Raw genomic sequence first — 25650 nt, 5'->3', positions numbered from 1 at the left:
CCCGGCGGACCGAATCGCAATTGCGCAGGGAGATAGAGGAATTCCACGGCACCGATCTTGTCGGCCGGATCGCGCACCGAGACAGCCGAATACCTGCGCGGCTGGCGGCGGCGCGCCGAGCGGGTGCTGCGCGCCCCGGGCCCGCGTGACGATCGGGTCGCCGCGTCCGGCGACACGGACGGCGATTGGGAGGCGCTGTGGACCGAGCTGCGATTCCAGCGGATCGAGCGTGCGGTCGCGGTCGAGCCACTGCGCCCGCTCGCCGCCGCGCACCTGGAACGCGTGGTCGCCTTCACCCTCGCCGACGGCCTGGTCGAGCAGTCCGATCTGGACTCCTTCGAGGACATCGCCGGGGAACTGTCGCTGGCGGACCCGCTCATCGAGGAGCTGCGGCGCCGTTTGCACCGCGGCCGGCTGCTCACCCGGCTGCGTTCGGGCGAACTCCCGCAACAGCCCGCCACCGGCCTGCACCTGGACCCCGACGAGCGCGTCCACCTGAACCTGCCCGCCGTCCATGTGCGTCAGCTGGCCCGCGGCCCCAAACGCACCGAGGGCCGCCTGATCGTCAGCAACCGCAAGCTCCGCTTCACCGGCCCCGATACCGGCATCGAAATGCCCTGGGCCCGCGTGGTTTCGGTGACGCCCGCCGCCGGGCGGATCGAGATCTCGGCCACCTCCGCCCGCGGCGGCGCGATCCTCGAGCTCGCCGATCCGGACTACGCGGCGGCCGCCATGGAGGGCGCGCTCCGGGTGGCCAAACGCCTGGCCCTCACCCCGGGCCGCCGCGACACCCGTTCGGTCCCACCGGATGTCAAGGCCGTGGTGTGGCAGCGTGACGGCGGCAAGTGCGTCGAATGCGGCGACACCCACTACCTGGAGTTCGACCACATCATCCCGATCAGCCGCGGCGGCGCGACCAGCCCCGCCAACCTGCAGATCCTGTGCCGTGCCTGCAATCGCACCAAGGGCGCGCACATCTAGGCCGATATCCAACTGTGCGCAATCCGACACCATGCGATGAATCATGTTGAGCGCCATCCACCGTGGTTCTAGCGTCCCAGACGAGCAGGTCGAGAAAGGGGAGTCGAAATGCAGGTAGCAGTGGTGGGCGGCACCGGAACCCTGGGCGCGCCGGTGGTGCGCGAGCTGGCGGCCCGGGGCCACAGTGTGCGGGTGCTGAGCCGGTCCGCACCGGCCGATCCGGTGCCGGGGACCGAGCATCACGCGGTCGACCTGGTGACCGGCGCGGGCCTGGACGCGGCGCTCGAGGGCGTCTACGCGGTGGTCGACGCCGGTAATCACCGGGGCCCGCGCAGCGCCCGCACCATGGTCGCGGGCGTGCGCGACCTGCTGGGCGCCGAGCGGCGGGCGAAGGTGGGCCACCATGTGGAGATCTCCATCGTGGGCTGTGAGCGCGTCCCCTTCGCCTATTACCGGACGAAGGTCGCCCAGGAGCGCGCCGTCACCCAGGGCCCGATTCCGTGGACCCTGCTGCGCGCCACCCAGTTCCACGAGCTCATCGACGAACTACTGGGCGGCGGCGCGAAGTTCCGGATCGCGCCGCACAGCGCGATGCGTTTCCAGCCGGTCGACGTGACCGCGGTGGCGGCCCGGCTGGCCGACGCGGTGGAGGCCGGGCCGTCGGGCCGGGTCCGCGATGTCGGCGGGCCGGCCGTGCAGACCCTGGCCGAGCTCGCCGAACTCCGCCGCCGCACCCTCGGCCAGTCCTTGCTGCCTTTCCCGGTGCCGCCCATCGGCCGGGCCGTCCGGCGGGTGCGCGACGCCGCGCTGTGTCTCGACTCCGATGGCGAGGCAGTGTCTTTCGACTATGCCGAGTGGCTGCGTCGGCGCTACGCGAAGCCGGTGAGCTGACCTGTTCCCATGGTGGCGGTTCCGGATGGTCAGCGCTTGACCCGCAGAACCGTTGGTTCCGCGCAGAATTGGGCCGTGGCCTGGTCGGGGCTCAGGCCCGTGCGGGCCAGCCCACCGGTGTCGACGACCGTGCATTCGCTGCCGCCGACGTGACCGGTGCCGTCGTCGAGGAAGTGGACCTCGACGGTGACGAGCGGGTGCAGGACGGCGGCGTCGAAGGTCCAGAACTGGATTTTCCACAGTTCGTAGGAGTCGCGGGCGGTGATGACGGTGTAGCCGGCGGCCGAGGTGTCGAGCCCGATTCCGGTGAGTTCGCCGGAGCGCTGGAGTGTGCCGTCGGGCGCCGCGTGGTAGATGACGTAGCGGATATTGGCGGTGGCCGCCATGACCGGGATGATCAGTTCGTCGCGGCCGTCGTTGTCGACATCGCGCAGGCGCGGTTCGGTCGTGCCGACGGCCGGTTCGGTCAGGGTCTGCAGGACCGTGCCCTCGGGGTCCAGGGTGGTGACGGTGACCGCGCTCTGCTGCCCGTGGCCGTGGTGGCGGATCTCGAAGGTGAGCCCGGCGCTGTCGTGTGAGCGCAGGTAGCAGTCGGGAGGCGTTGCGGCGGAACCGATATCGCCGCACGGCTGCAGGTCGGAGACGGGGCCGGGCGGGTCGGTGGCCGCGATGGCGCGGGGTGTACCGGGCGGGTCGAGGTTGCCCGCCATGGGCGCGTCGGGGCGGGCACAGGCGGCCAGTGCCAGTGTCGCGGCGGCGACCAGGGCGCCGGCCGCGAGATTCCTCCCCATGACAGTGAGGATAGCGACGAATCGCCCGGCCACCCGCATGGCGACGAGGCGCCGGAATCATATATCCGACATCATGTGCACACCTGCGCACCTATTGGCTTATAGTGGCCCCATGCTCGTCGTGCTGCGCCATCCCCAGTTCCGCAAGCTGTTCACCGCCCAGGTCGTCGCCCTGGTCGGCACCGGCCTGCTCACGGTGGCGCTGGGCCTGCTCGCCTACGAGGTGGCGGGCGGCCAGGCGGGGGCGGTGCTGGGGACCGCGCTGGCCATCAAGATGGTGGCGTATGTCGCTGTGGCGCCGGTGATCTCGGCGCTCACCGCGCGGCTGCCGCGCCGCCTGGTGCTGGTGTCGGCAGACGTGGTGCGCGCCGGTATCGCGCTCATGCTGCCGTTCGTCACCCACACCTGGCAGATCTACGTGCTGATCGCGCTGCTGCAGTCGGCCTCGGCGACCTTCACCCCGGCGTTCCAGTCGCTGATCCCCTCGATCCTGGTCGACGAGGAGGACTACACGCGCGGCCTGTCCCTGTCGCGCCTGGCCTACGACCTGGAGTCGCTGCTCAGTCCGATGCTGGCCGCCGCGCTGCTGACGGTGATCAGTTATCACTCGCTGTTCGTCGGCACCGCCGCCGGTTTCGTGGCCTCGGCGCTGCTGGTGGTGACCACCCGGTTGCCCCGGCTCGCCGCACCCGAGCGGTCGGCCCCGCTGCTCGAGCGCATCACCGCGGGCGCGCGGGTCATGATGAACCGCCCGGTGCTGCGCGGCCTGCTGGCCATGAACATGGTGGTGGCCGCGGCGACCGCGCTGGTGATCGTGAACACCGTTGTGTACGTGCGCGATCGGCTGGGCGGCTCCAATACCGGGGTGGCACTGGCCCTGGCCTGCTTCGGATTCGGTTCGATGGCCGTCGCGCTGGCGGCCCCGCGTGTGCTGGCGACGGTCCCGGACCGGCGGTTCATGCTGACCGGCTGCGCCCTGCTGCCGCCGGGACTGATCGCCGCGGCGCTGCCGCCGCTCCTGCCGCACCCCGCGGGCGCGGCGGTGCTGGCCCTGACCTGGCTGTCGCTCGGCGCGGGCACTTCGATGATCAATACCCCCGCGGCCCGTCTGCTGCGCGCGCAGACTCAACCCGCCGATCGCGCAGCCGTTTTCACCGCCCAGTTCTCGCTGTCGCACGCCTGCTTCCTGCTGACCTATCCGATCGCGGGCAAGCTGGGCGCGCTGGCGGGTCTGCCGACGACGGCGGTCGCGCTGGCCGCACTCGCTACACTGGCAGCGACGACCGCGGTCCGGGTGTGGCCCGCGTCCGTCCCCACCGGCGCCGAGGCGGTGGCCGCGGCAGGAAGGTGACCAGGTGAGCAGGGCGAAACCGCTACCCGCCACGCCGAGTCTCGTCCATCCGGTCGATCCGGACGCGGCCCGGCTGGATGTGGCCACCGAGACCTTCCGCATGCTCGCCGATCCCACCCGCCTGCACATTCTCTGGATTCTCGCCGACGCCGAGGCCGACGTCTCCGCGCTCACCGAGGCCTGCGGCGCGTCCCGCACCGCGGTCAGCCAGCATCTGGCGAAACTGCGGTTCACCGGCCTGGTCGAGACCCGCCGCGAGGGCCGCCGCATCATCTACCGGATTCGCGACGGCCACCTGGCCCGCCTGGTTCGTGAGGGCCTCAACCATGCCGATCACGTCGTGACCGGCGAACCCTCCCACGAGTAACCATCCCCCGGACCTGCGCTCCTGGTCAGTGGGACGTGGTATCGCCGTGTACCCGCATTCGCCGCGACGATATGCCTATTCGAAATATCGCCGGACGAATAGTGAGAGGTCGCGCGCATGCATCCCGAGCAGGGCAGCCCATTCGATGTCATCATCATCGGGGCCGGATTCGCCGGACTGTACGGCGTCCACCAGGCGGCGAAGGCCGGATTGAACGTGCTCGGCCTGGAGGCCGGCGAGGGCGTGGGCGGCACCTGGTTCTGGAACCGCTACCCGGGCGCGCGCTGTGACGTGGAGAGCGTCGACTACTCGTACTCCTTCGACGAGGACCTGCAGCAGAGCTGGACCTGGACCGAACGGTTCGCCGCGCAGCCGGAGATCCTCGACTACATCAATCATGTGGCCGACCGCTTCGAGCTCAAGCGCCACTACCGTTTCGGCCAGCGGGTGGTCGGCGCGAGCTTCGACGACGCCGCCGCCATCTGGACGGTGCGCACCGAGCGCGGCGACGAATTCCGTTCGCAGTTCGTGATTTTCGCGACTGGCTGCCTGTCGGCGCCGATCAAGCCGAACATCCCCGGCATCGAATCCTTCGCGGGCGAGGAGCTGTTCACCGCGCAGTGGCCCGAGCAGGGCGTGTCCTTCGAGGGCAAGCGGGTCGGCGTGATCGGCACCGGTTCCTCGGGCATCCAGGTGTCGCCGATCATCGCTCGGGAGGCGCAGGCGCTCACCGTGTTCCAGCGGACGGCCAACTTCAGCGTCCCGGTCCCGAACCGGCCGTGGACCGAGCAGGAGCAGGCCGATATCCGCTCCACCTACCGGCAGCGCCGCGAGAAGTCCTACTACGCGGGCGCGGCCACCCCGCACGCCTCGCTGGAGACCAAGGCGCTGGACATGAGCGCCGAGGATCGGGCCACGGCCATGGAGGACCGCTGGAACGGCGGCGGCGTGCTGTTCAACAAGGTCTTCCCGGACCAGAACAGCGATATCCGCGCCAATGAGCTGGTGCGCGAGTTCGCGGTCGCCAAGATCCGCGCCAAGGTCGACGATCAGGCCGTCGCCGACGACCTGATCCCCAACGACCACCCGATCGGCACCAAGCGCATCTGCACCGACTCGGGCTACTACGAGATGTTCAACCGCCCCAATGTGTCGCTGGTGAACCTGCGCCGCGAGGCGATCGAGGAGGTCACCCCGACCGGTATCCGCACCGCCGATCAGTTCATCGAGCTCGACACCCTGGTGTACGCCACCGGTTTCGACGCCATGACCGGCGCGCTGCTGCGCATCGACCTGCACGGCGCGGGCGATGCCCGCCTGGGCGACCTGTGGGCCGATGGCCCGGTCACCTACCTGGGCTTCGGCATCCCCGGCTTCCCGAACATGTTCAGCATCAACAGTGTCGGCACCCCGTCGGTGATGGCGAACATGGTGCTGCACTCCGAGCAGCAGCTGGATTGGGTGCTGGCGCTGGTGCAGCACTGCCGCGCCAACGGCATCCGCACCGCCGAGGCGCGGTCGGAGGCGGCGGTCAAGTGGACCGATCACCTGCTGGAGGTCGCCGAGGGCACGCTGTTCGTGAAGGCCAACTCCTGGTACATGGGCGCGAACGTGGAGGGCAAGAAGCGCGTGTTCATGCCCTACATCGGCGGTTTCGGCAACTACCGCCGCTACTGTGACGACGAGCGCGACAACGGCTACCCGAACTTCGAGCTGACCGCGTAGGTCGGCCGCGGAGACCGGCTCGCTTCCCTCAGGGGCGAGCCGGTTTCTTCGTATTCGGCGCCGTGTCTTTCAGGCGGGCAGTCCCAATCCCGCCGCCAGCACCGGCCACGACTGCTTCACCGCTTCCTGCCAGTAGCCCCACGAGTGCGTGCCGGTGATCGTGAAGTCGTAGGTGGCGGGGATGCCGAGCCATGCGAGCCGGGCCGCGAGTTGGTGACTGCAGTAGTCGGTGGCCGCCTCGATGGTGCCCCCGAGGGTCAGCTGGTTGATCCAGCCGTCCATGCCGGGCAGGGTGTGCGGGCCGCCCGGAAGATCCCATTGACCCGGCAGCCCGGATCCGCTGGAGATGAACAGGTTCACACCGCGCAGCTGATCGGCGTGCAGGAAGGGATCATTGGCGACCCACTCCGGATCGCCCGCGGGGCCGTACATGTTGTCCGGGTCGCCGCCGCCCTTCCGCACCACCGTGCTCACGAAGTAGTGGCCCAGCGGGTCGCTGATCTGGGCGCAGCCGCTGTAGGACGCGACCGACCGATACAGCCCGGGTGCGGCGATCGCCAGTTGCAGCACCGAGGTGCCCGCCATGGACAGGCCCGCGATCGCGTTACGCCCGTTGCCGTTCAGCTCCCGGTCCACGACCGGCGGCAGCTCCTGGGTGAGGAAGGTCCGCCATTTGCTCACGCCCAGAACAGGATCGGGTTCGCGCCAGTCGGTGTAATAGGTGTAGTCGCCGCCGATCGGCGCCACCACGGTGACGTTCTTTCCGGCCACGAAGTCCATCGCGTCGGTCGCGGTCTGCCAGTTGACCGCGCCGGCGCCGCCGCCCGCGCCACCGAGCAGGTAGAGCACCGGGACGGGTTGCGAGGTGTCGGCGGCGCGCCGCACTTCGACCTGGATGTCGCGACCCATGGCGTCCGAGTGGACCCACAGCGTCTCGAGGCGCGTGTCGCCGGGGCCTGGCGCGGCGGCCGCGGCGGCGGTGAGCAGGAGGCTTGCCGCTACGGCGGATAGCGCACTGACCAGGGCATTTGTCGATCGCACGGTGTCTCCTTCGGCGATGGAACTATGCCTGAGGGTACGATTCCGCGCCGCCGATCAGGGCCGGATTCCGCCGCCGGTGACCGCACTGTGGCCGTCCCGCGACCACCCCCGGACACGACGAAACCGGCTCGCTTCCCCTGGAGGCGCGCCGGTTTCGTCGTCTCCGATCAGGCGGGCAGGCCCAGACCGGATGCCAGGACCGGCCACGACCGCTTCAGCGCGTCCTCCCAGTACCCCCAGGAGTGGGTGCCGGTGGGCGTGAAGTCATAGGTGGCCGGGATGCCGAGGCCGTCGAGCTCGGCCTTCAGGTTGTGGGTGCAGTAGTTGGCTGCGGCCTCGAGTCCGCCGCCGAGGGCGAGCTGGTTGATCAGGCCGCTCGCGCCGGGCAGGGTGTGCGGGCCGTCGAGGGTGTCCCATTCGCCCGGCAGGCCGGATCCGCTGGAGATGAACAGGTCCAGGCCGCGCAGCTGCTCCGCGTGCAGGAAGGGATCATTGGCCGCCCATTCCGGATCGCCTTGCGGGCCATACATGTTCGTGCTGTCACCGCCGCCCGCCGCGACCACCGTATTGGCGAAGTTGTAGCCGAGCGGGTCGCTGATCTGGGCGCAACCGCTGTAGGCGGCCACCGACTTGTACAGGCCGGGCGCGGCGATGGGCAGCTGCAGCACCGAGGTGCCCGCCATGGACAGGCCCGCGATCGCGTTGCGCCCGTTGGCGTTCAGGGCCGCGTCGATGAGCGGGGGCAGCTCCTCGGTGAGGAACGTCTTCCACTTGTTCACGCCCAGTGTGGGATCCGGCTCGCGCCAGTCGGTGTAGTAGCTGAACCCGCCACCGACCGGCTGCACCACATTGACGTTCTTGTCGGCCAGGAAGTTCAGGACGTCGGTCCGCTTGCGCCAGGTCGCGGAATCGGTGCCGCCGCCGGCGCCATTGAGCAGATACAGCACCGGGGTGGGCTGCGAGGTGTCGGCGGCCCGTTGCACATCGACCTGGATGTTCTTGCCCATGGCGGCCGAATAGACCTGCAAGGTCAGGTTCCGCGCGTCGGCCGCCTTGCTGGAAGCGATGCGGGAGCCGTCAGCGGAGATTCCGGCGCGGTGCGGCGAGACGCCGGGGTCGGCCGAAGCGGTACCCGCGGCTACCGGTAGCAGAACGATTGCGGCCAAGGCCAGTACCGCACTGCCCAAGATCTTCGTTGAACGCACGCTTTCTCCTTCGGCAGTGTTTTCCAGCTCGTTACGACTCAGCGACTCACCTTGCCGATCCGCTCTAAGTAATTGCTGGCTCGAAACTGAGTGGCCGCTGAGAACCCCGATCAGACGGGGGTCAGGGGCATCGTCGGCGCGCTGTCGGTGGTTGTCGGCGCACTGTCAGAGGTTGTCGGTGCGCTGTCGGTGGGCTGTCAGCGCGGGTCGGCATCGTCGTGGACACACCGCGAGACGCACTCCACCGAAAGGCTCCGACATGACCGAGAACACCACCACCGACGCCGCTCTCACCGCTTTCGTCGAGGCCACGGCCGCGCAATACGACATGCCGGGCATCGCCGTCGGGATCTGGGTGGGCGGCCGTGAGATCCATGCCACGGTCGGCGTGACCAGCACCGAGAACCCGCTTCCGGTGACCGCGCACACCGTGTTCGCGATCGGCTCGACCTCCAAGACCTTCACCGCCACCGCCCTGCTGCGCCTGGTGGCCGACGGCCGGGTCGACTTGGACGCCCCCGTGCGCACCTACGTTCCCGAGCTCGAACTGCTCGACGAGCGCTCCGCCGCCACCATCACCGTCGCCCAGCTGCTCAACCACACCGCCGGGCTCGAGTGGAATCTCATCAACAACACCGGCGAGGGCGAGGACGGACTGGCCGCGTTCGTGGCGTCACTGGCCGAGCTGCCGCTGCTCGCCGCGCCCGGCGAGCGCGCGTCCTACAGTCAGGCCGGATTCAACCTGCTCGGCCGCGTCATCGAGAACGTGACCGGGGAACCGTTCGAAAAGGTCGTCGCCGACACGGTTCTCGCGCCGGTCGGGCTGACCGAGAGCCGCTACTTCCAGGGCGACATCATGACCCGCCGTTTCGCGGCCGGGCACGAACGCCAGGCGGACGGGAACCTCGAGGTGGCGCGGGTCTGGAAGGGCACCCGCGCCAACAACCCCGGCGGCGGTCTCGGCGCCACAGTGTCGGATCTGTTGCGCTGGGGCCGATTCCACCTCGGCGACGGCCGCGGCGCGCACGGTGAGACGGTGCTGCCCACCGGCCTGCTGCGCCGTATGCGGGAGCCGACCGTCACGCTGCGCAACAGCACGCTCGCCGACACGTTCGGCCTGTGCTGGATGCTGCGCGACGTGGACGGGGTGCGCCTGGCCGGGCACGGCGGTTCCGGCTTCGGCCAGTTCGCGGACTTCCAGCTGGTGCCGGAGCGCGATTTCGCGATCGTCGTGCTCTCCAATGCCAGCCCCGACGGCATTCCGGCCAATCAGGCCATCGTCCGCTGGGCACTAGAGCACTACCTCGGTGTGATCGACCGGGACCCGGAGCCGGTGCCGTTCGACGCCACCCGCGTCCCGGAGCTGTCCGGCGTGTACGACATCGACGCCATGACCATGACCTGCTACGCCGAGGGCGACCAGCTGTACCTGGACTGCAAGGTCAAGCCGGAGATCCGGGCGGCCGGTGGCGCGGAGATCCCGCAGGATCACCCGCCGTTCCCGTTCGGCCTCCTGCCGGGCGACGGGGACGAATACGTGATCACCGCAGGGTCTTTCGCCGGCCAGCGCGGGTTCTTCAGCCGCGACGCCGACGGCGAGATCACCGGTGTCGACCTGGCCGGTCGGCTCTTCGCCCGAGTGTCCTGACCGGCGTCGTCCGCCGCGGCCAGGCTTCCGTTCGATCGCGCACCGACAGCGCTGTCCCAGCCGGGGCAGCGCTGTCGTTGTGCCCGAACCATCCTGCGCGGTCGGCTGATCGGGCGGCCGGTCCGAGTTCAGGGGCACGAAGCGCCGAACGCGGGCGTGGACCGTTCGCGTGGCCGAATGCCGGTTCGGCTGAGGGGATGTCAGCCGGCCGCTTCCTTCGCGAGCTGATCCAGGGCGGCGGTTCGTGAGAGGTCGGCCCCGCGGCGGTAACTGTCCCGGTATGCGGCCGCGCCGAGGCGAGCGGTGAGATCGGCGATCAGTGCGGCGAGTTCGGGTTCGCCGTGATCGAAGGTGCCGCGGATGACTTCGCTGAGGCCGAGCGCACGGGCCGCCGCGACCGGATCACCTTCCAGGAGCCGGAGTTTCGCGAGGAGTTCGGCGGTCTGCGCTTGGCCGTGGGCCGTCCCGGCAGCGTCACCGAAGTGGAACGAGCCATCGACGACCGATCCCAGCAGCGCACGGGCGGGCACGGCGCGCTTCGCGGTGAGCTCGTTGCGCAGGCGGGCGACCGCGATCTGGTGTGCGGCCATCGCTTCCGGGTACGGCAGCTGGCGGATCCGCCGCGCCGCCTCCGTCAGATCGTGCTCGGATCCGGCGAGATCACCGGTGCGGCGGTGCAATTCGGCTCTGGTGAACAGCGCGACCGCGGACAGTCGAGCCAGGCCCCGCTCGACCGCCAGGCGTTGCGCGGCGTCGATGTCGCGCGCCGCCTCGGCGAGCTCGCCGGTGCGCATGCGCTCTTCGGCCAGGGCGGTCCGGGCGGCCGCGATATCGTCCTCGGTGCCGAGTTCGGAGGCCAGGGTGACCGCGTGGGCGAACGCGGTGAGCGCCCGATCGTGGTCGCCGCGCAGCGATTCGGCGCGGCCGTGCGCGAGGAGCGCCATGCCGAGTCCCCAGCGGTCCCCCACGATCTCGAATCCCCGCAGGGCTTCCCGCCGCGCGTCGGCCCCCTCGAGCAGCCGCCCCTCCCCGCTCAACGCGATATCGCGGGCCAGCTGGGCACTGGCCCGCACCCACGGGTCCGGCCAGGTCAACGCCTGCCGCAGCCGGGTGTCGACGAGCCGCGCGTCTTCCGCCCCCGCGGCCAGCAGGGCGGTCCACAGCGGCACGGCCGGATGGAATTCCAGTCCCCCGGCGGCCACGCACTCCTCGATCAGCGTCGACAGTGAGCTTCCGGCGGGCGGGGCCCCGGCCATCAGGGCGATGACCCGGAACGCGGCGCGCGCCGAGTCGGGCAGGTCGGCCTCGAAGGCCAGGATCCCCGTCAGGGAGCTCTCGAACTGCGTGCTCATCCCCCGAATCCCCCAGTACCAGAACATGGCCCGGACGAGCCGTGACGCGGTTTCCGGGGCCGGTTCGGCGAGCGCGGTGCGCAGCGCGGCGGCCAGGTTGGCGTGTTCGGCGTCGAAAAGGGCGATGGCGGCGAGCTGTTCGGTGCCGCGCAGGTGCGGTTCGGCGTGTTCGGCGAGGGTCAGGTAGTAGTCGGTGAACGGCTCGGTGAGGTGGTCGGGTGCGGACGCGAGCCGGTCGGCGGCATAGGCGCGGATGGTCTCGAGCATGCGGTAGCGCGGCGGATCGTCGGAGCTCACGGTGACGAGGGACTTCTCGACCAGGGCGTCCAGGAGATAGGGCAGATCGTCGGCCGCGAGTTCCTCGTCGCCGCAGATGATCTCGACGGCTTCCGTGGTCGCGCCGCCGGGGAACGCGGAAAGCCTGCGGGCCAGGATCCGCTCGGGTTCGTCGAGCAGGTCCCAGCTCCATTCGACCAGCGCGAGCAGGGTCCGCTGCCGCGGCAGGGCGGTGCGGCTGCCGGAGGCGAGCAGCCGGAAGCGGTCGCCGAGCCGCCGCGCCACCTGGTCGACGCTCATGGCGCGCAGTTTCGCGGCGGCCAGTTCCAGGGCGAGCGGGAGCCCGTCGAGCCGGCGGCAGATCCGCACCACCGGTGCGACGGTGTCGTCGTCGACCACGAATCCGGGACGGATAGCGGCGGCGCGTTCAGCGAACAGTCGCACCGCTGAAGAGCGTTGGGCCGCAGCGGCATCCGCCGTCTCGGCGGGTAGTTCGAGCGGGCCCAGGTGGCACAGCGCCTCGCCGGTGATGGCCAGGGGCTCGCGGCTGGTCGCGAGCACCCGCAGCTGCGGCAGCCGCTCCAGCAGGGTGTCCGCGAGCCCGGCGGCGGCCGCGACGAGGTGTTCGCAATTGTCGAGCACCAGCACGGCGGGGCCGACGTCGAGAAGTTCGATCAGCCGGGCGGTCTTGCCGGGGCGTTCGGCGGTGTCGGCGAGCGCGCCCGCGACGGCGTCGGAGAGCTGGTCGGGCGCGCCCGGTTCGGCCAGCGGGACGAAGAACACCGCGCCGGTGTGGTGCCGGTCCATGGCCTCGAGCGCGAGGCGGGTCTTGCCCGCGCCGCCGGGTCCCACGATGGTGACCAGTCGCGAATCCGCCAGCAGCCCGGTCACTTCCGCGAGTTCCGGTTCGCGGCCCACGAATCCGGTCCGGCGGGCGGGGAGGTTCCGGACCGCGGGTTCCCTTCGCGGCGAGGGGCTTTCGAGCTCGCCGCGCAGCAATGCCAGGTGGGTGTCGCGCAGGATCGCCGACGGGTCGATGCCCAGTTCCTCCTCCAGCCGGGCCCTGGTCTCCGCATAGGCGGCCAGCGCGTCGGACTGCCGTCCGGCCGCGGCCAGGGCCCGCATGCGCAGCGCGGCCAGGCGTTCGCCGAGCGGGTTCTCGGCGGCCGCGACCTCGAGGTCGGTGAGCGCCTCGAGGTGGCGGCCGAGCCGCAGTTCGGCCTCGAACCGGTCCTCGAGGGCGGTGGCCCGCAGATCGTCGAGCCGGGTCGCGGCGGTCTGGGCGTAGGGGGCGTCGAGGACGTCGCCGAGGGCGGGCCCGCGCCACAGCTCGAGGGCCTCGCGCAGCAGGCGGGCGGCGGGTTCGGCGCGGTCCGCGGCCAATTCCCGCCGGCCGCGCCGCACCAGTTCCTCGAATCGGGCGGCGTCCACGCTCACCCCGGGCAGCCGGTAGCCGCCGGGCCCGAATTCGACGGCGCCGACGTCGCGCAACGCCTTGCGTAGCCGCGATACCAGCGCCTGCAACGCGCCCGGCGCGTCGGCGGGCGGTTCCTCACCCCACAGTCCGTCGACGAGAGCGGGCACGGGCACGTCGCGTCCCGCCTCCAACGCCAGCCGCGCCACCAGCATTCGCACTCGCACGCCGGGAATCTCGACCCGGGTCCCGTCCTCCGCATGGACCCGAACCGGTCCGAGCACACTCACCTGCACCCGGCGAGTCTTCCAGACACACCGGCCCGGCACCCGTCACCGATTGCGGCGGAGCACAGTCGATTACCCCCGAGGTAATCGACTCCGGGCTCCGCGCCGGGCACAGTCGATGGCATGACCGATATCTCCGCCGACCCGATCGGCCCCCAGTTGTTCGCCACCATGCCGTTCACCGAGGGCCTCGGCGTGCAGGTTCTCGACTGCGGCCCGGAGCTGGTCCGCAGCCGGCTGGCCTGGCGCGAGAACCTGTGCACGCTGGGTGGTTCCCTGCACGGCGGCGCGCTGATGGCGCTGGCCGACGCCACCGCGGCGGTGTGCGCGTATCTGAATCTCCCGGCGGGCAAACAGGGTACGACCACGGTGGAGTCGAAGACGAACTTCGTGCGCGCGCTGCGGTCGGGTCACGCCACCGCCACCGCGACGCCGCTGCACACCGGGCGCAGCTTCATCGTCGTGGAGACCGAGATCCGTGATGACGCGGGCACTCTCGTCGCCAAGGTGACCCAGACCCAGGCGGTGCTGTGATCGGGTCGAACCAAAGTCCCACCAATCTGAAGCATGTTAATTTCACTACATGACTTCCCCTTGGACGCGGGCCGCTCGTGCCGCCGCGACGGTGGCGGCCGGAACCGGCGCACTCCTCCTGACCATGGCCCCCGACGCCGCGGCCGCGGGCCTCGGCCCGGTCACCGTCGAGGGCACGAAACTCTCGGCGGGCTGCTCCTACAAGGTCACCAGCGGCGACATGGTCGGCGGCGGCAGCAGTGCCTTCAACAGCATGCCGGTCACGTTCTACGACAACGGCGTCCTGATCGGCACCGCCCGGGTCGGGACCACCGTGCTGGTCGGTAACCCCGCCAAGGTTTCCTGGACCCCGGCCACTCCCGGCTCGCACACCCTCACCGCCACAGCGGGTTTCGACACCGCACAGACGTTCACCCTCGACCCGGTGACCGTCCAGGTCGGCCCGGCCACCACCACCGGCAGCTTCGGCTGCCCGCTGCCCAGCATCTCCGGCTAGCCCGGCCCTCGACCCGGCGGCCGCGACCATGACCAGCGCGGCCGCTGAAGCCGCGCCTCCGTCCCGGGTGGCCCGGATCGGGGCGGGGCGTTATGATCGGCACGATGACTACTCATTCTGAGCAAGGATTGGGGGTCTCGTTCGCTTCTGGTGAGTGCTGATGCACCCATCGACCGCGAACGGGATAGCTTCCCGACATTCATTCTGGCTGCGCGTGCGGGAATTCGCCGTGCCGCCCTCCATGATCGAGACCGCTACCGCTCGGCGTCGTGCCGGGGATTGGGCTGGGGCTTGTGCCGCAGCGGGTTTCGATGTGGATATCGATCCGCGAGCGGTGGCCCGCGTGCACGGGCGGGAGCTGGCCGCGCGGGTTCGAGACGATCTGCGAAGTCTGGCACCGGATCTGCTGCGGTGGCATCTGCCGCGAGTCGCTCCGGACGGATTGCTGCGGCCCGGGCTGACCGTGTCGCTGGCCCGGTACCACGACGCCGAGCACGGAAGCGATTGCGGCAGCGCCGGTTCGGTTCATCTCGTGGTGCGGACCGCTCCCGTGTGGGCGGATTCCGGTCAGCGGGTGAGCCTCGCGTTGTGGGACGGTTCCGGCGACAGGGATGTCGGCACATTGCATCCGCATCCCCGGCCCGACCGGCGGTATCGGCTGGATCTGCATCGCCACCTGTGGGATTCACGTCGCGCCGATGAGCTTCGAATACGTTCCGGAGCAACGCGATTCGATTCCGTCGGCGACGTGGGGGCCCAGCCGGCCGACGCGGCCCCGCCAGGTGCCGCGGTGGGCCGGTGGGCCGACGAGGCGAGGATCCTGCTGCGCGCCGAAGGGCACGCGGCCGGTCGGGTTCTCGTTCGGGCCGGGGTGCGGCGGCGGATCGTCCTCGAATTGTCCTCACACCCAGGCGATCCACCCCGGATCGCCGAGCGATATCCGCGTGGCGAGATGTCCGGACTACCGGTGCTGCCGGACGCCGCGACCTGGGTGCTGCCCGATCTGGAGTTGATGCGCGCGGGCGCGATCACCGCCGATCGGCTGCATCCGCTGGTCGCCTCGGCACTGGATCCGGGCTATTCGAAGGCCGAAACCTCCTCTGGCACAGTCCAGGACGGGCGATCCCAGCTCGTTCAGTGCCGTGGCGAGGTGCATCGGATCGCCCTGGTGGACGGGCAATTGGCTGCCCTGGATCACGATGCCGCGGAGATCCGGCGCGAAGAACTGCTGGTCGCTCTGACCGGTACCCCGCTGCCCTGCCTCCAGGCGATCGACCGGGCCCACCGGCGACCGGACTGGCTGTCCGACGTCCGGGAACGGTTGATGCACGGCGATACCGCCGGTGCGCTCACCGTTGTCGAGCGTGCCCTCGGTCCCGGCGCGTCGCTGCGCGACGGCGCACTGCGCGACGAGCTGGAGGCGGCCGCACGGCAGCGGATCACCTACGGCCTGTTCCGATCCGGGCTGACCAAGCCCTTCCCTTGCATTCCCCGGCCGAAGCACCGGGCCCATCCGCGCAACGCGACGTCCCGCTGATCCCGCGACCGTCGCGCTCCCCATTCCTCCGAACTCCCGAGGTGATGCACCCATGTCTTCCGAAACCCACTCCGACTCCCAGCTCGCCATCGCGGGCGACCTGCTGACCCTGCTGGGCGATGTCGCCACCGAACCCCGGCCCAATCTCCAGCTCGAAGCCCTCACCCTGGCCGTGGCCGCCGACCTGCCGGTGCTGCTGTGGGGTGAGCCGGGCATCGGCAAAACCGCTGCCCTGACCCAACTCTCGCAGGCCCTGGACCTGCCGCTCACCACGGTGATCGCCAGCGTGCACGAGCCGTCGGACTTCTCCGGGCTGCCGATCATCGGCGACGATCCCGCGACCCACGGTGTCCCGATGGCCCCGCCGGAGTGGGCCGTCCGCCTGGTGCGCGCCGGGCGCGGCCTGCTGTTCCTCGACGAGCTGTCCACCGCGCCGCCCGCCGTGCAGGCGGCCCTGCTCCGCCTGGTGCTGGAACGCCGGATCGGCACGCTGCGACTGCCGCCGGATGTCCGCATCGTGGCCGCCGCCAACCCGCGTTCCTCGGCGGCCGACGGCTGGGAGTTGAGCCCGCCGCTGGCCAACCGTTTCGTGCACCTGAACTGGGTGCACGATCACGAGGTGGTGGTGCGGGGTCTCGGCGGCACCTGGCCGCACGCGACGCTGCCCACTCTCGATCCCGAAAGATTGCCGGAGGCAGTGGATTTCGCCCGGAACGCGGTGTGCGGCCTGCTCGCGGGCCGCCCGAAGCTGGTGCATCAGCTGCCCAGCAGCGAGGCCCGCCGCGGCGGCGCCTGGCCGTCCCCGCGCAGCTGGGAGATGACGGTGCGGCTCATCGCCTTCGCCACCGCGGCGGGCGCGAGCCGCGACGTGCTGTCCCTGCTGATCCGCGGCGCGGTCGGCGACGGCCCCGGCTTCGAACTGCTCACCAGCATCGACCGCATGGATCTCCCCGACCCCGAGCTGCTGCTCGCCGATCCCGGCGCCGCCGACCTGCCCACCCGCGGCGACCTGCGTCAGGCGGCGCTCGACGCCGTGGTGGCGGCCGTGCGCAACCGCCGCACCAAGGCCCGCTGGGACGCCGCCTGGGCGCTGCTGGCGAAGGCCGCCGAAACCGGGGCGCCCGACCTGGTCGTCGTCCCCGCCACCACCCTCGCGACCTTGCGCCACGAAACCTGGGACGTCCCAGCGTCGATCGAGCGGCTCACCGGCCTCGTCTCGGTCGCCCAGGGCGCGGACCGCGCCGCCGCCCGCATCACCGCGCAGGTGGGCCGATGACCCCGATCCTGGACTCCGAGAAGCTCTTCGCCGCACGCCTGCTGGCCGTCCGCGCCCGCCCCTACCTGGCCACCGCCCTCTACGCCCTGAACATCGTCGAATCCCGGCGCGTCCCCACCATGGCCGTCGACCGCTATTGGCGCTGCTACGTCTCCCCCGCGTTCGTCGACCACACCCCCGTCGAGAACCTGGCTTCGATTCTCGTGCACGAGGTTTCCCACCTGCTCCGCGACCACCACGGTCGCAGCGAACGTTTCGCCCAGGCCCACAACCTGTCCGGCCCCGCCGAACGCCTCCGCATGAACATCGCCGCCGACGCCGAGATCAACGACGACGCCTTCGGCGACGGCCTGATCCACCCCGAGGACGCGGTCACCCCCGCCACCCTCGGCCTCGCCTCGGGCGAACTCATGGAGGACTACCTCCACCAATTCCGCCTCACCGTCACCACCCAGCACCTGGCCTGGCTCGACTGCGGCAGCGGCGCCGACGGCCTCGACCGCGACTGGGATCTGGGCCCCGACGGCGCCGACACCCTCACCGACCAGCAGCGCGACGCCGTCACATTCCTGGTGGCCCAAGGCATCGTCGGCCGGCCCGGCAACGCTCCGGACGGCTGGCGCCGCTGGGCCGACCAAGCCCTCCACCCGCCGCAACCCTGGCGAGATCTGCTCGGCGCGGCTCTGCGCTCCGCGGCGTCCACCCCGGGCCTCGGCGAAACCCACACCTATTCGCGGCCGTCCCGCCGCGCCACCGCCCTCCCCCGCACCATCCTCCCGACCCTCCGCCGCACCCCGCCCCACGTCACCGTCATCATCGACACCTCGGGGTCGGTGAGCGACACCGAACTGGGCACGGCCCTCGTCGAAACCGCCGCCATAGCTCGAGCCCTCGCCGGCCGCAAAGACCTCCTCACCGTCATCTCCTGCGACGCCGCGGCCCACATCGCCGGCCCCTTCTGCCAAGCCGAGAGCATCCCCCTGATCGGCGGCGGAGGCACCGACCTCTGCGCCGGTTTCACCAAAGCCCTACGCGCCCAACCCCGCCCGGACGTCGTGGTGGTCCTCACCGACGGCCAAACCCCCTGGCCCAAACACCGCCCCTCCGCCCGAACCGTGATCGGCCTCTTTCGCCGGCCCTCCACCCCGACCGATGACGATTCGGGCTACGTCCCGGATCCGCCCCCATCCTGGGCCCGTGTCGTCGAAATCGGCTGAGGCTGCGCTCGGCCCGTGATCCCGAGCGCGGTGAAGACGCTCAGCAGCGCCACCGCCGCGATCGTCCACCACGAGTGCCGGAACCCGTTCAACGCGTCGTCCCCGGAGGCGGTGAGCGTGCCGAGCAATGCCACCAGCATCGCGACACCGAGGACATAGCCGAGCTGCCGGCTGGTGTTCACGATGCCGCTGCCGGTGGAGACGCGAGCGGGTGGCAGATCCACCGTGGCGGACGCCAACAGGCTGGGCAGCGAGAAGCCCACGCCCACACCGACGATCAGCCAGCCGGGCAGCACCTGGGTGAGGTAGTCCACCTCGGTCCGGGCGCCGAGAGCCAAGACCACCGCACCCAGGAAGACCATCGAGTTACCCAGGGCCACAATACGACCGGCCGCCCAGCCACGCTTGGCCAAGCGCTGCCCGACCGCGGCGAACACGGGCACCATCAGTGGACCGGGCGCCACCGCCAGCCCGGTGGCCAGGGCACTGTAACCGGCGCCGGTCTCGAGCCGCAGCACGACGCTGGGCAGCACCGCACCGAAGGCGACACAGAACAACAGCGCGGTCACATTGGCCCAGAAGAACGTTCGAACCCGCAACAGCGCGGGATCGACGATGGGCGAGGCATGGGTGAGTACCCGGCCGATCACCAGCGCCGCGGCGACCGCGGCGGCCGCGAACGCGATGAGCGTGGGACTCCCCGCCCAACCCCACTCCTGCCCCTTCACCAGCGCCAACGCCAGCGCGCCGAGCCCGACCGCGAGGATGAGCGCCCCGAGCAGATCCGGAATCCGCTCCGCCGTCTCGCCTTTGGTCTCCGGCAACAGCGCCACCGCACCGGCCACCGCGATCACACCGACCGGCACATTGACCAGAAACACCCACTGCCACGCCACCTTCACCAGCGCACCCCCGATCACCGGCCCGATCGCGGCGGCCAGAGAGGTCGACGTGGCCCAGATCTTCACCGCCCCCGCGCGCCGCTCCGCCGGCAACCGGGGGCAGTAGACACTGCCTGACTTGATTCAACCATAGTTAGATACCGTAGGGGCTGACTATCTTTCGATCAAGTCAGATGAAGCGGGTTGCGACCTCGCCGTCCACGGCACGGCGTCGATCCGGAACGCCGCGAGAGTCGGTCAGAGCGCCCGCTTCAGCCCGACGTGACTGTTGTCGTACCCGAGCCGCGCATAAAAGGCATGAGCCCGCTCGCGCGCCCGGTCCGTGGTGACCTGCGCGAGGGTCGCGCCTCGGTGCCTGCCGTGGTCGTGTGCCCACTCGAGCATCGCGGTTCCGATGCCGCGTGAGCGTTCCGAGGCGGCGACCCGGACTCCCTCGATCTGCAGGCGGGTGGCGCCGCCGCGGGACAGCCCCGGAATGATGGTGAGCTGCATGGTGCCGACGATCCGGTCGCCCTCGTCCCGGACCACGGCCAGATAGTGCGACGGGTCCCCGGTGACGGCGTCGTACGCCTCCTCGTAGCGGGCGACGTCGAAACCTTCACGGGCACGGCCGATCTCGTCGTCTGAGAGCAGCGCGACCAGCTCCGGCACATCGGCACGCTCCGCCCGCTGCACACGATAGATCCGGTCGCCGAGTCGGAGCCGGCCACCGACCGAAGCCCGTGCCCGTGACCGCAGTCGGGCGATCAGTGTGTCCAGCCAGGCGCCGACGTGCCGCCGGGCTTCGAGAGTGTCCGGATATCGGCAGCGCAGATGCAGACCCGCCTCGTCGAGGATGAACCAGAGCATCACGCCGTCGGTCCGAATCGTCGCGCCGACGTACTGCGCCTCCAATCCGGTCGCGTCGACGCGCACCGGCAGCCGACGCAGGTCCAGCCACGAAATCGCGAACATCCCCGGCGCCTCCGGCATCCCGCCCCACGGACGCAGGATGTCCTCCAGTGGCCAGGACCCCATCCGGACGGCCTCCTTCACCGCCTCCGCGCTGGCACGGGGATCGGGGTCGGCCGACTCGAGCACCGAGTTGGTGATGAACCACCCCACCGAGTCGTGCCAGATGGTGTCGTACCGACTGTGCACCGGAAACACCGCCCGCAGTGCGGTGCCCGCCAACTCGTGGGTCACCTCGGTCATCGCCCCCACCACCAGCGCCAAGGTCGAGACGCCGTCGTCGCGGGCCTGCGCCGAGAACGCGGCGCTGTCGTCGACGTCGAGGACATCGCGCACCTCCACGCGCTCCTCCTGCAACGTCGCCTCACCCAGCGGCAGCGGGAACCGTGGCATCACATCGCCGCTGCCCGCCAGCACCTCAGCCCAGCGGCGGTGCACCTCGTCGGGTGCCGGCGGGCGGTCCCGCAGCACGCGGGTGTGCTCCGCGAAGGCGGGGGCGGGCGGCAACGACGGTGCCCGACCCTGCTGCACCGCGGCCAGCGCGGTGAGCAGGTCCCGCACGATCACCAGCATCGACCACATGTCGACGTGCGCGTGGTCGGCGGCGAGCACCACCGTCGGCCCCACCGCGGTCTCGAGCACGCAGAGCCGGTACGACGGACGACTGTACGGTGAACAAGCATGGTCGAGCACGGCACGAAGCGCATCGTTGACCGCCTGGCCCGGAGCGATCACATGCTCGACCCAGCCGCCGGGGCGGATATCGACCTCGTGCAGCCGAGGATCGCCGTCCTCGCCCGGCACGAAGACCGACCGCAGCGTGCCGTGCCGCTCGATCACCGCCAGCCAGGCGGTCGCGAGCTCGTCGAGCGGTACCGGCGCGGAGAGCCTGAAGGACAACGCCATCCAGGATCCCGCCCGGTCGCCGGCGCCGACGTGGCGGCGCTGGTCGAAGGACACGGGAAGTGACCGGCCCACCCGCCCCGCGGTCACATCGAAGCCCAGCAGGCGGCCGAACGGCAGGCGCAAGTGCGCGACGTTGGTCAGCCGCATGACGGTATCCTAGGCTTCCTTCCCGAGCGATCGCCGTCTCACCAGCACCCTGGAGCCTCCGTGCCGACCTTCCACGTTCCCGGCGCCGACCTCGACGTGGAACTGAGCGACGAGGGCGGCCACCCCGTCGTCCAACTCCACGGTCTCACCTCCAGCCGCCACCGCGACCGCCTGATGGACCTCGATCTCGGCCGCGGACTCAGCGGAACCCGACTGCTGCGGTACGACGCGCGCGGCCACGGCCACTCGACGGGTCGCGCCGTCCCCGAGGACTATCGGTGGCCGGTTCTGGCCGAAGACCTGCTGAACCTGCTCGACCACTGGTTCCCCGGCGAACAGGTGCACGGCGTCGGTCCTTCGATGGGCACCGGGACACTGCTCCATGCCGCTGTCCGCGATCCCGGCCGATTCGCCGGCCTCACCCTGCTGGTGCCCGCGACCGCCTGGCGCACCCGCGCCGCGAAGGCCGAGATCTACCGGAAGAACGCCCGCCTGATCGAGGAGCAGGGACTCGACGCCTTCCTCGGCGCCGATCTCGCCGCGCCTCGCCCGCCGGCCACCGTCGGAACGCCGGAAACCGTGCCGGATGTCCTCGAGCACCTCCTGCCCGCACTGTTCCGCGGGGCAGCGATGAGCGACCTGCCCGCCCCCGAGGCGATCGCCGCGATCGACGTGCCGACCACGGTGTTGGCCTGGATCGACGACCCCGCCCATCCGGTGTCGACCGCCGAGGCGCTGGTGGACCTGCTGCCGAAGGCCACCCTGGCAGTGGCGCACACACCGGCCGATCTCGCACGCTGGCCGAGCATCCTGTGCGAGGACGTAGCACGACACGGATAGGCACCACGCCCCGGTCCGCGCCCATCGAACGATCGGACACGCACAATCGCCGATCGGCCGGTCAGCGAAGCATGCGTTCGGCACCGCCGATGAGAAAGGAGACCAGGTCCTCGTAGAAGTCGATGAGCTCCACATCGCTCATCTTCGGGCTGCTGGACCACAGATCCACGCGGCTGAGCGACTGCAGAAAACTCATCACCGCGATCGGCCAGCGCTGCGCGATCCGTTCGCCGGGCGTATCGGGCAGCGCGCGGCCGAGCTGGGCTCGCAGCCGCTGGGCAAGCTCGTCCTGCGGGGTGTCGGCGATCGCCGGCCGGGTGTAGTCGCGGGACACGTGCACGACGATCTTGGTCCAGCGGATACCCCGAACCCGATGTGCGAGTAGCAATTCCAGGTACGGATCGGTCAGCGCCCGCACGACCGCCTCGAGGTCGGGCGCGGGGCCGGCCTCGAGGCGATCGATCCGCTGCGAAATCGACTCCATCACTGCGGAACCCAGGTCCAGCAGCACCGCGGACAGCAGGTCTTCCTTGGTGCCGAAGTGGTAGTTCACCGCAGCAGCGCCCTGTCCGGCGGCGGCATTGATCGCGCGGACCGACACGGCGTCGACGCCGTTGTCGGCGAAGAGCTTTTCCGCGGTGCGGATCAGGCGCGCCCGGGTGGCATCACCCTGCCGGTTCGGCAGCACGCGATTCATGCCGGCCAGGCTACCCGCCCCGATCGGACGGGCCCGCTCAGAAATGGCGGTCGAGCCATTCGACGATCATCGCGGTCGTGGTGTCCGGATCCTCCAGCTGCGTCCAGTGGCCGGTGTCGATGATCCGGCGCTCGAACGTCTCGAAGTACTGCAGCAGGTTGTTGCTGAGCATCGGGTGGCAGATCGGGTCGCGACGTGCCGCGATCATCAGCGCGGGCACGTCCACCTGCGGCACGCCGTCCGGGAAACGCTCGGTATGCACTTCCCAGTTCCGGAGGATGCTCCGGTACCAGTTCAGGCCGCCGCGGAAACCGCTGCGCGCGTACGCATTCGCGTAGTATTGCAGCTCCTCCGGGCTCATGACGACCTCGCCCGGCCACGTCGACTCGTCATCGTGCAGCCAGTGGATGTAGGACATCGACTCCGGGTCGTGCTGTCCGGAGCGCGACAGGTTGGTGCCGTCGCCGGTGTCGCGGCGCATGAAGAACCGGAACGTGGCCGCGGGGTCCTTGTCGAGCAGATCCTCGCACTCCTGTGTCTGGAAGTACGCCACGTAGTTTCGCGGTCCGTACACCTGCTCGTAGAGCTCGATCGGATTGTGCTCGGAGAACCCGAACGGGGTGTTCAGCGTGATCACGCCGGCGACCGAATCGGGCCGCAGGTACGGCATCGACCACGACACCATGCCGCCGAAGTCGTGACCGACCACGACGGCCTTCTCATAACCGGCGTCCTTGATCAGCGCCGCCACATCCGCCGTGGTTTCGGCGATGCTGTACTCGCGGGGATCCTCCGGCCCGGTCGACTGACCATACCCACGCATATCGGGTGCCAGGACGTGGAACCCGGCGTCCGCGATGGGTTGCAGCTGGTGCCGCCACGAGGCCGCCAGCTCCGGAAAGCCATGGCAGAGAACGACACACACGTCGCGGGTGATCTTCTCCGGCACCGCCTCGAAAACCGCGAGGCAGGCCCCGTCGGTGTCGACGAACCGCGGTTCCGGGAGGAATACGTCAGACATTCGCAATCGCCTTTGCAGATTCGAGGCCACGTGGGAAACCTACGATTTGACGGTTCAACTCAGCTTCTTGATCATTCGATCGAGAAGTGACGGCCGGAAGCGACCGTCCCACTCAACGGATGAACTTCGACTCGACGCCCCGACCGGGTGTCCTGCGCGGCTTAGGGTGCTGGCATGAGCGCACCCGTCGATGGGCCGGATCTGATCGCCGCGCTGGGCGACGAGATCCCCGAGGATCGCTTCGTCACCGACCCCGACATCGTCGACCGATACCAGCACGACGAGGCGGCGTGGGCGCCCTACCACGATGCCCTCGCGGTGCTGCGCGCTCGATCGGCGACCGAGGTCCAGGCGCTGGTCCGGTACTGCCGGCTGCACGGCATTCCCGTCGTACCGCGTGGCGCGGGAACCGGACTCTCGGGCGGCGCCAACGCCGTGCCGGGATGCGTGATCGTATCGCTGGAGCAGATGACGGCGGTCAAGCGGATCGACCGGCTCGAGCGGATCGCGGTCGTCGAGCCGGGCGTCGTCAACGACGACCTGCGGGCGGAGTGCGCTACCGAGGGGCTCTGGTATCCGCCGGATCCGGCCAGTTCGCCGTGGTCGACCATCGGCGGCAACGTCGCGACCAACGCCGGCGGCATCTGCTGCGTCAAATACGGCGTCACCCGCGACTATGTCCTCGGTGTCGAGGTCGTCACCGGTACCGGCGAGCTGGTTCGGTTGGGTCGGCAGACCGCGAAAGGCGTTGCCGGATATGACCTCGCCGGGCTGATGGTCGGATCCGAGGGCACGCTCGGCATCATCACGGAGATCACCGTGAAGCTGCGTCCGCTACCGGAACAGCAGCGGACGATCGTCGGCTACTTCGACTCCCTGGTCGATGCTGGAAAGGCCATCCGGGCCGTCGCCGACGCGGGATTGACGCCGTCCGCGCTGGAGCTCGTCGACAGAAGGTGCCTGCAGGCCGTCGATGACTGGAAGCACATGGGCATCTCGGCCGAGGCGAACGTGGTGCTGCTCGGCCGCATCGACACCCCCGGCGCCGTCGGTGACGACGAAGCCGAACGGATGGTGCGGTCCTTCACCGACGGCGGCGCGACGTGGGCGGCGGCGTCCACCGATCAGACCGAGGCCGACACGTTGTTCGCAGCGCGACGCCTCGCCTACCCGGCGATGGAGCGCCTCGGCCCGGTGCTGACCGAGGACATCTGCGTACCGAAGAAGCACGTTCCGGACATGCTGGCGCGGATCGAACAGATCGGCGACACGCATGACGTGGTCATCGCGAACATAGCGCATGCCGGCGACGGCAACCTGCACCCGCTGCTGATCGTCCCACCCGGCGACGACGCGCAGCGCATCCGCGCGCAGGCCGCGTTCGACGACATCATCACGGCGGGGCTGGAATTCGGCGGCACGGTCACCGGCGAGCACGGCGTTGGACTGTTGAAGATGTCCGGCCTCCGGCAGGAGCTGTCCCCCGCGGTCCTCGACATGCACCGCGCGGTCAAGACCGCGCTGGACCCCGACGGGATTCTCAACCCCGGCAAGATCTTCCGGTAAGTACGCCGACCCAGTCTCCTCAGTGGCCGGCTCACCATCCCGATCACGTTCCGAGCCGAGGCAGACGATCACCATCATGTCGGAATATCCATCGAAATGGCCGAGCTCCGACCTACTTCATGACCTGAATACCGTTGATGCGTCAGGATCAACGCGCGTTCATGACTACTGACAAACCTGGTGCGCCCACCGGCGCGCCGCTCGGGCAGGATCTCCAGAACCAGTGAAACC

The 25650-nt window shown here is 70.1% G+C and carries 21 protein-coding genes; 13 read left to right on the top strand and 8 right to left on the bottom strand.

Translation table 11 applies throughout. The features are described from left to right. The first annotated feature begins 57 nt into the window (after positions 1-57). Both ACWELJ_RS10245 and ACWELJ_RS10240 read left to right on the top strand, forming a co-directional pair. Positions 58-981: an HNH endonuclease gene (locus ACWELJ_RS10245; protein ID WP_452365860.1), complete on the top strand. Its 924-nt coding sequence runs from the start codon at positions 58-60 to the stop codon at positions 979-981. Positions 982-1089: 108 nt separating this feature from the next. Continuing rightward, positions 1090-1872, top strand: coding sequence for an SDR family oxidoreductase (locus ACWELJ_RS10240; RefSeq protein WP_452365859.1), 783 nt, complete (start codon positions 1090-1092; stop codon positions 1870-1872). Between the two features lie 29 nt (positions 1873-1901). Here the strand turns inward: ACWELJ_RS10240 and ACWELJ_RS10235 are convergent, their stop codons facing one another. After that, positions 1902-2663 carry a hypothetical protein gene (locus ACWELJ_RS10235; protein WP_452365858.1) on the bottom strand — a complete coding sequence of 254 codons (762 nt, stop codon included), beginning with the start codon at positions 2661-2663 and terminating at the stop codon, positions 1902-1904. Between the two features lie 112 nt (positions 2664-2775). Between ACWELJ_RS10235 and ACWELJ_RS10230 the strand changes: the two genes are divergently transcribed. The 3 genes from ACWELJ_RS10230 to ACWELJ_RS10220 all read left to right on the top strand — a co-directional run bounded on the left by ACWELJ_RS10230 (position 2776) and on the right by ACWELJ_RS10220 (position 6106). Further along, entirely contained in the window at positions 2776-4014 is a 1239-nt protein-coding gene (locus ACWELJ_RS10230) for an MFS transporter (protein WP_452365857.1), read from the top strand. Between the two features lie 4 nt (positions 4015-4018). Continuing rightward, positions 4019-4381 (top strand): ArsR/SmtB family transcription factor, encoded by a 363-nt coding sequence (locus ACWELJ_RS10225; protein ID WP_452365856.1) that lies wholly within the window; start codon positions 4019-4021, stop codon positions 4379-4381. A gap of 117 nt (positions 4382-4498) precedes the next feature. Further along, positions 4499-6106 carry a flavin-containing monooxygenase gene (locus tag ACWELJ_RS10220; RefSeq protein ID WP_452365855.1) on the top strand — a complete coding sequence of 536 codons (1608 nt, stop codon included), beginning with the start codon at positions 4499-4501 and terminating at the stop codon, positions 6104-6106. A gap of 69 nt (positions 6107-6175) precedes the next feature. On the opposite strand, the gene ACWELJ_RS10215 is transcribed toward ACWELJ_RS10220, so the two are convergent. Together ACWELJ_RS10215 and ACWELJ_RS10210 are read right to left on the bottom strand one after the other, a co-directional pair. Further along, entirely contained in the window at positions 6176-7147 is a 972-nt protein-coding gene (locus tag ACWELJ_RS10215) for an alpha/beta hydrolase (RefSeq protein ID WP_452365854.1), read from the bottom strand. Positions 7148-7314: 167 nt separating this feature from the next. Then, positions 7315-8334, bottom strand: a complete 1020-nt coding sequence (locus tag ACWELJ_RS10210; protein ID WP_452365862.1) for an alpha/beta hydrolase — start codon at positions 8332-8334, stop codon at positions 7315-7317. Between the two features lie 277 nt (positions 8335-8611). Here ACWELJ_RS10210 and ACWELJ_RS10205 point away from each other — a divergent pair, with 277 nt between their 5' ends. Then, positions 8612-10000 (top strand): serine hydrolase domain-containing protein, encoded by a 1389-nt coding sequence (locus ACWELJ_RS10205; protein ID WP_452365853.1) that lies wholly within the window; start codon positions 8612-8614, stop codon positions 9998-10000. Between the two features lie 200 nt (positions 10001-10200). On the opposite strand, the gene ACWELJ_RS10200 is transcribed toward ACWELJ_RS10205, so the two are convergent. Continuing rightward, positions 10201-13269, bottom strand: a complete 3069-nt coding sequence (locus ACWELJ_RS10200) for a BTAD domain-containing putative transcriptional regulator (protein ID WP_452365852.1) — start codon at positions 13267-13269, stop codon at positions 10201-10203. Between the two features lie 183 nt (positions 13270-13452). Between ACWELJ_RS10200 and ACWELJ_RS10195 the strand changes: the two genes are divergently transcribed. The 5 genes from ACWELJ_RS10195 to ACWELJ_RS10175 all read left to right on the top strand — a co-directional run bounded on the left by ACWELJ_RS10195 (position 13453) and on the right by ACWELJ_RS10175 (position 18389). After that, a complete protein-coding gene (locus ACWELJ_RS10195) occupies positions 13453-13863 on the top strand; it encodes a PaaI family thioesterase (protein WP_452365851.1) in 411 nt (136 codons plus the stop codon). A 49-nt stretch (positions 13864-13912) separates the two neighbouring features. Beyond that, positions 13913-14359 (top strand): hypothetical protein, encoded by a 447-nt coding sequence (locus tag ACWELJ_RS10190; RefSeq protein ID WP_452365850.1) that lies wholly within the window; start codon positions 13913-13915, stop codon positions 14357-14359. A 313-nt stretch (positions 14360-14672) separates the two neighbouring features. Then, on the top strand, positions 14673-15896 hold the full coding sequence (locus tag ACWELJ_RS10185) for a hypothetical protein (RefSeq protein WP_452365849.1): 1224 nt from the start codon (positions 14673-14675) through the stop codon (positions 15894-15896). A 52-nt stretch (positions 15897-15948) separates the two neighbouring features. Then, positions 15949-17172 (top strand): AAA family ATPase, encoded by a 1224-nt coding sequence (locus ACWELJ_RS10180; protein WP_452365848.1) that lies wholly within the window; start codon positions 15949-15951, stop codon positions 17170-17172. Further along, complete coding sequence (locus tag ACWELJ_RS10175; RefSeq protein ID WP_452365847.1) at positions 17169-18389, top strand: vWA domain-containing protein; 1221 nt, start codon at positions 17169-17171, stop codon at positions 18387-18389. The genes ACWELJ_RS10180 and ACWELJ_RS10175 overlap by 4 nt, the downstream gene beginning before the upstream one ends. Here ACWELJ_RS10175 and ACWELJ_RS10170 read toward each other — a convergent pair. After that, positions 18338-19384: an MFS transporter gene (locus ACWELJ_RS10170; RefSeq protein WP_452365846.1), complete on the bottom strand. Its 1047-nt coding sequence runs from the start codon at positions 19382-19384 to the stop codon at positions 18338-18340. The two genes, ACWELJ_RS10175 and ACWELJ_RS10170, sit on opposite strands and share 52 nt — an antisense overlap. 144 nt (positions 19385-19528) lie before the next feature. Further along, positions 19529-21295: a GNAT family N-acetyltransferase gene (locus ACWELJ_RS10165; RefSeq protein WP_452365845.1), complete on the bottom strand. Its 1767-nt coding sequence runs from the start codon at positions 21293-21295 to the stop codon at positions 19529-19531. A 60-nt stretch (positions 21296-21355) separates the two neighbouring features. On the opposite strand from ACWELJ_RS10165, the gene ACWELJ_RS10160 reads away from it, so the two are divergent. Then, entirely contained in the window at positions 21356-22135 is a 780-nt protein-coding gene (locus ACWELJ_RS10160; RefSeq protein WP_452365844.1) for an alpha/beta fold hydrolase, read from the top strand. A 61-nt stretch (positions 22136-22196) separates the two neighbouring features. Here the strand turns inward: ACWELJ_RS10160 and ACWELJ_RS10155 are convergent, their stop codons facing one another. Further along, positions 22197-22832, bottom strand: coding sequence for a TetR/AcrR family transcriptional regulator (locus tag ACWELJ_RS10155; protein WP_452365843.1), 636 nt, complete (start codon positions 22830-22832; stop codon positions 22197-22199). Positions 22833-22869: 37 nt separating this feature from the next. Further along, positions 22870-23853 (bottom strand): alpha/beta fold hydrolase, encoded by a 984-nt coding sequence (locus tag ACWELJ_RS10150; protein WP_452365842.1) that lies wholly within the window; start codon positions 23851-23853, stop codon positions 22870-22872. 174 nt (positions 23854-24027) lie between these two features. Between ACWELJ_RS10150 and ACWELJ_RS10145 the strand changes: the two genes are divergently transcribed. Continuing rightward, positions 24028-25419 (top strand): FAD-binding oxidoreductase, encoded by a 1392-nt coding sequence (locus tag ACWELJ_RS10145; RefSeq protein WP_452365841.1) that lies wholly within the window; start codon positions 24028-24030, stop codon positions 25417-25419. The last annotated feature ends 231 nt before the right edge of the window (positions 25420-25650 follow it).

Source organism: Nocardia sp. NPDC004582 (genome assembly GCF_053602115.1).
Note: the sequence above shows the minus strand (reverse complement) of the source record. Positions and strands in the feature narration are given on the sequence as shown.

What these genes read in the sequence shown, in the direction of transcription:
- ACWELJ_RS10195 (WP_452365851.1), top strand. Translation starts at nt 13,453, where the DNA reads ATGACCGATATCTCCGCCGACCCGATCGGCCCCCAGTTGTTCGCCACC.
- ACWELJ_RS10145 (WP_452365841.1), top strand. Translation starts at nt 24,028, where the DNA reads ATGAGCGCACCCGTCGATGGGCCGGATCTGATCGCCGCGCTGGGCGAC.
- ACWELJ_RS10230 (WP_452365857.1), top strand. Translation starts at nt 2,776, where the DNA reads ATGCTCGTCGTGCTGCGCCATCCCCAGTTCCGCAAGCTGTTCACCGCC.
- ACWELJ_RS10150 (WP_452365842.1), bottom strand. Translation starts at nt 23,853, where the DNA reads ATGTCTGACGTATTCCTCCCGGAACCGCGGTTCGTCGACACCGACGGG.
- ACWELJ_RS10205 (WP_452365853.1), top strand. Translation starts at nt 8,612, where the DNA reads ATGACCGAGAACACCACCACCGACGCCGCTCTCACCGCTTTCGTCGAG.
- ACWELJ_RS10180 (WP_452365848.1), top strand. Translation starts at nt 15,949, where the DNA reads ATGTCTTCCGAAACCCACTCCGACTCCCAGCTCGCCATCGCGGGCGAC.
- ACWELJ_RS10235 (WP_452365858.1), bottom strand. Translation starts at nt 2,663, where the DNA reads ATGGGGAGGAATCTCGCGGCCGGCGCCCTGGTCGCCGCCGCGACACTG.
- ACWELJ_RS10175 (WP_452365847.1), top strand. Translation starts at nt 17,169, where the DNA reads ATGACCCCGATCCTGGACTCCGAGAAGCTCTTCGCCGCACGCCTGCTG.
- ACWELJ_RS10165 (WP_452365845.1), bottom strand. Translation starts at nt 21,295, where the DNA reads ATGCGGCTGACCAACGTCGCGCACTTGCGCCTGCCGTTCGGCCGCCTG.
- ACWELJ_RS10240 (WP_452365859.1), top strand. Translation starts at nt 1,090, where the DNA reads ATGCAGGTAGCAGTGGTGGGCGGCACCGGAACCCTGGGCGCGCCGGTG.
- ACWELJ_RS10190 (WP_452365850.1), top strand. Translation starts at nt 13,913, where the DNA reads ATGACTTCCCCTTGGACGCGGGCCGCTCGTGCCGCCGCGACGGTGGCG.
- ACWELJ_RS10155 (WP_452365843.1), bottom strand. Translation starts at nt 22,832, where the DNA reads ATGAATCGCGTGCTGCCGAACCGGCAGGGTGATGCCACCCGGGCGCGC.
- ACWELJ_RS10220 (WP_452365855.1), top strand. Translation starts at nt 4,499, where the DNA reads ATGCATCCCGAGCAGGGCAGCCCATTCGATGTCATCATCATCGGGGCC.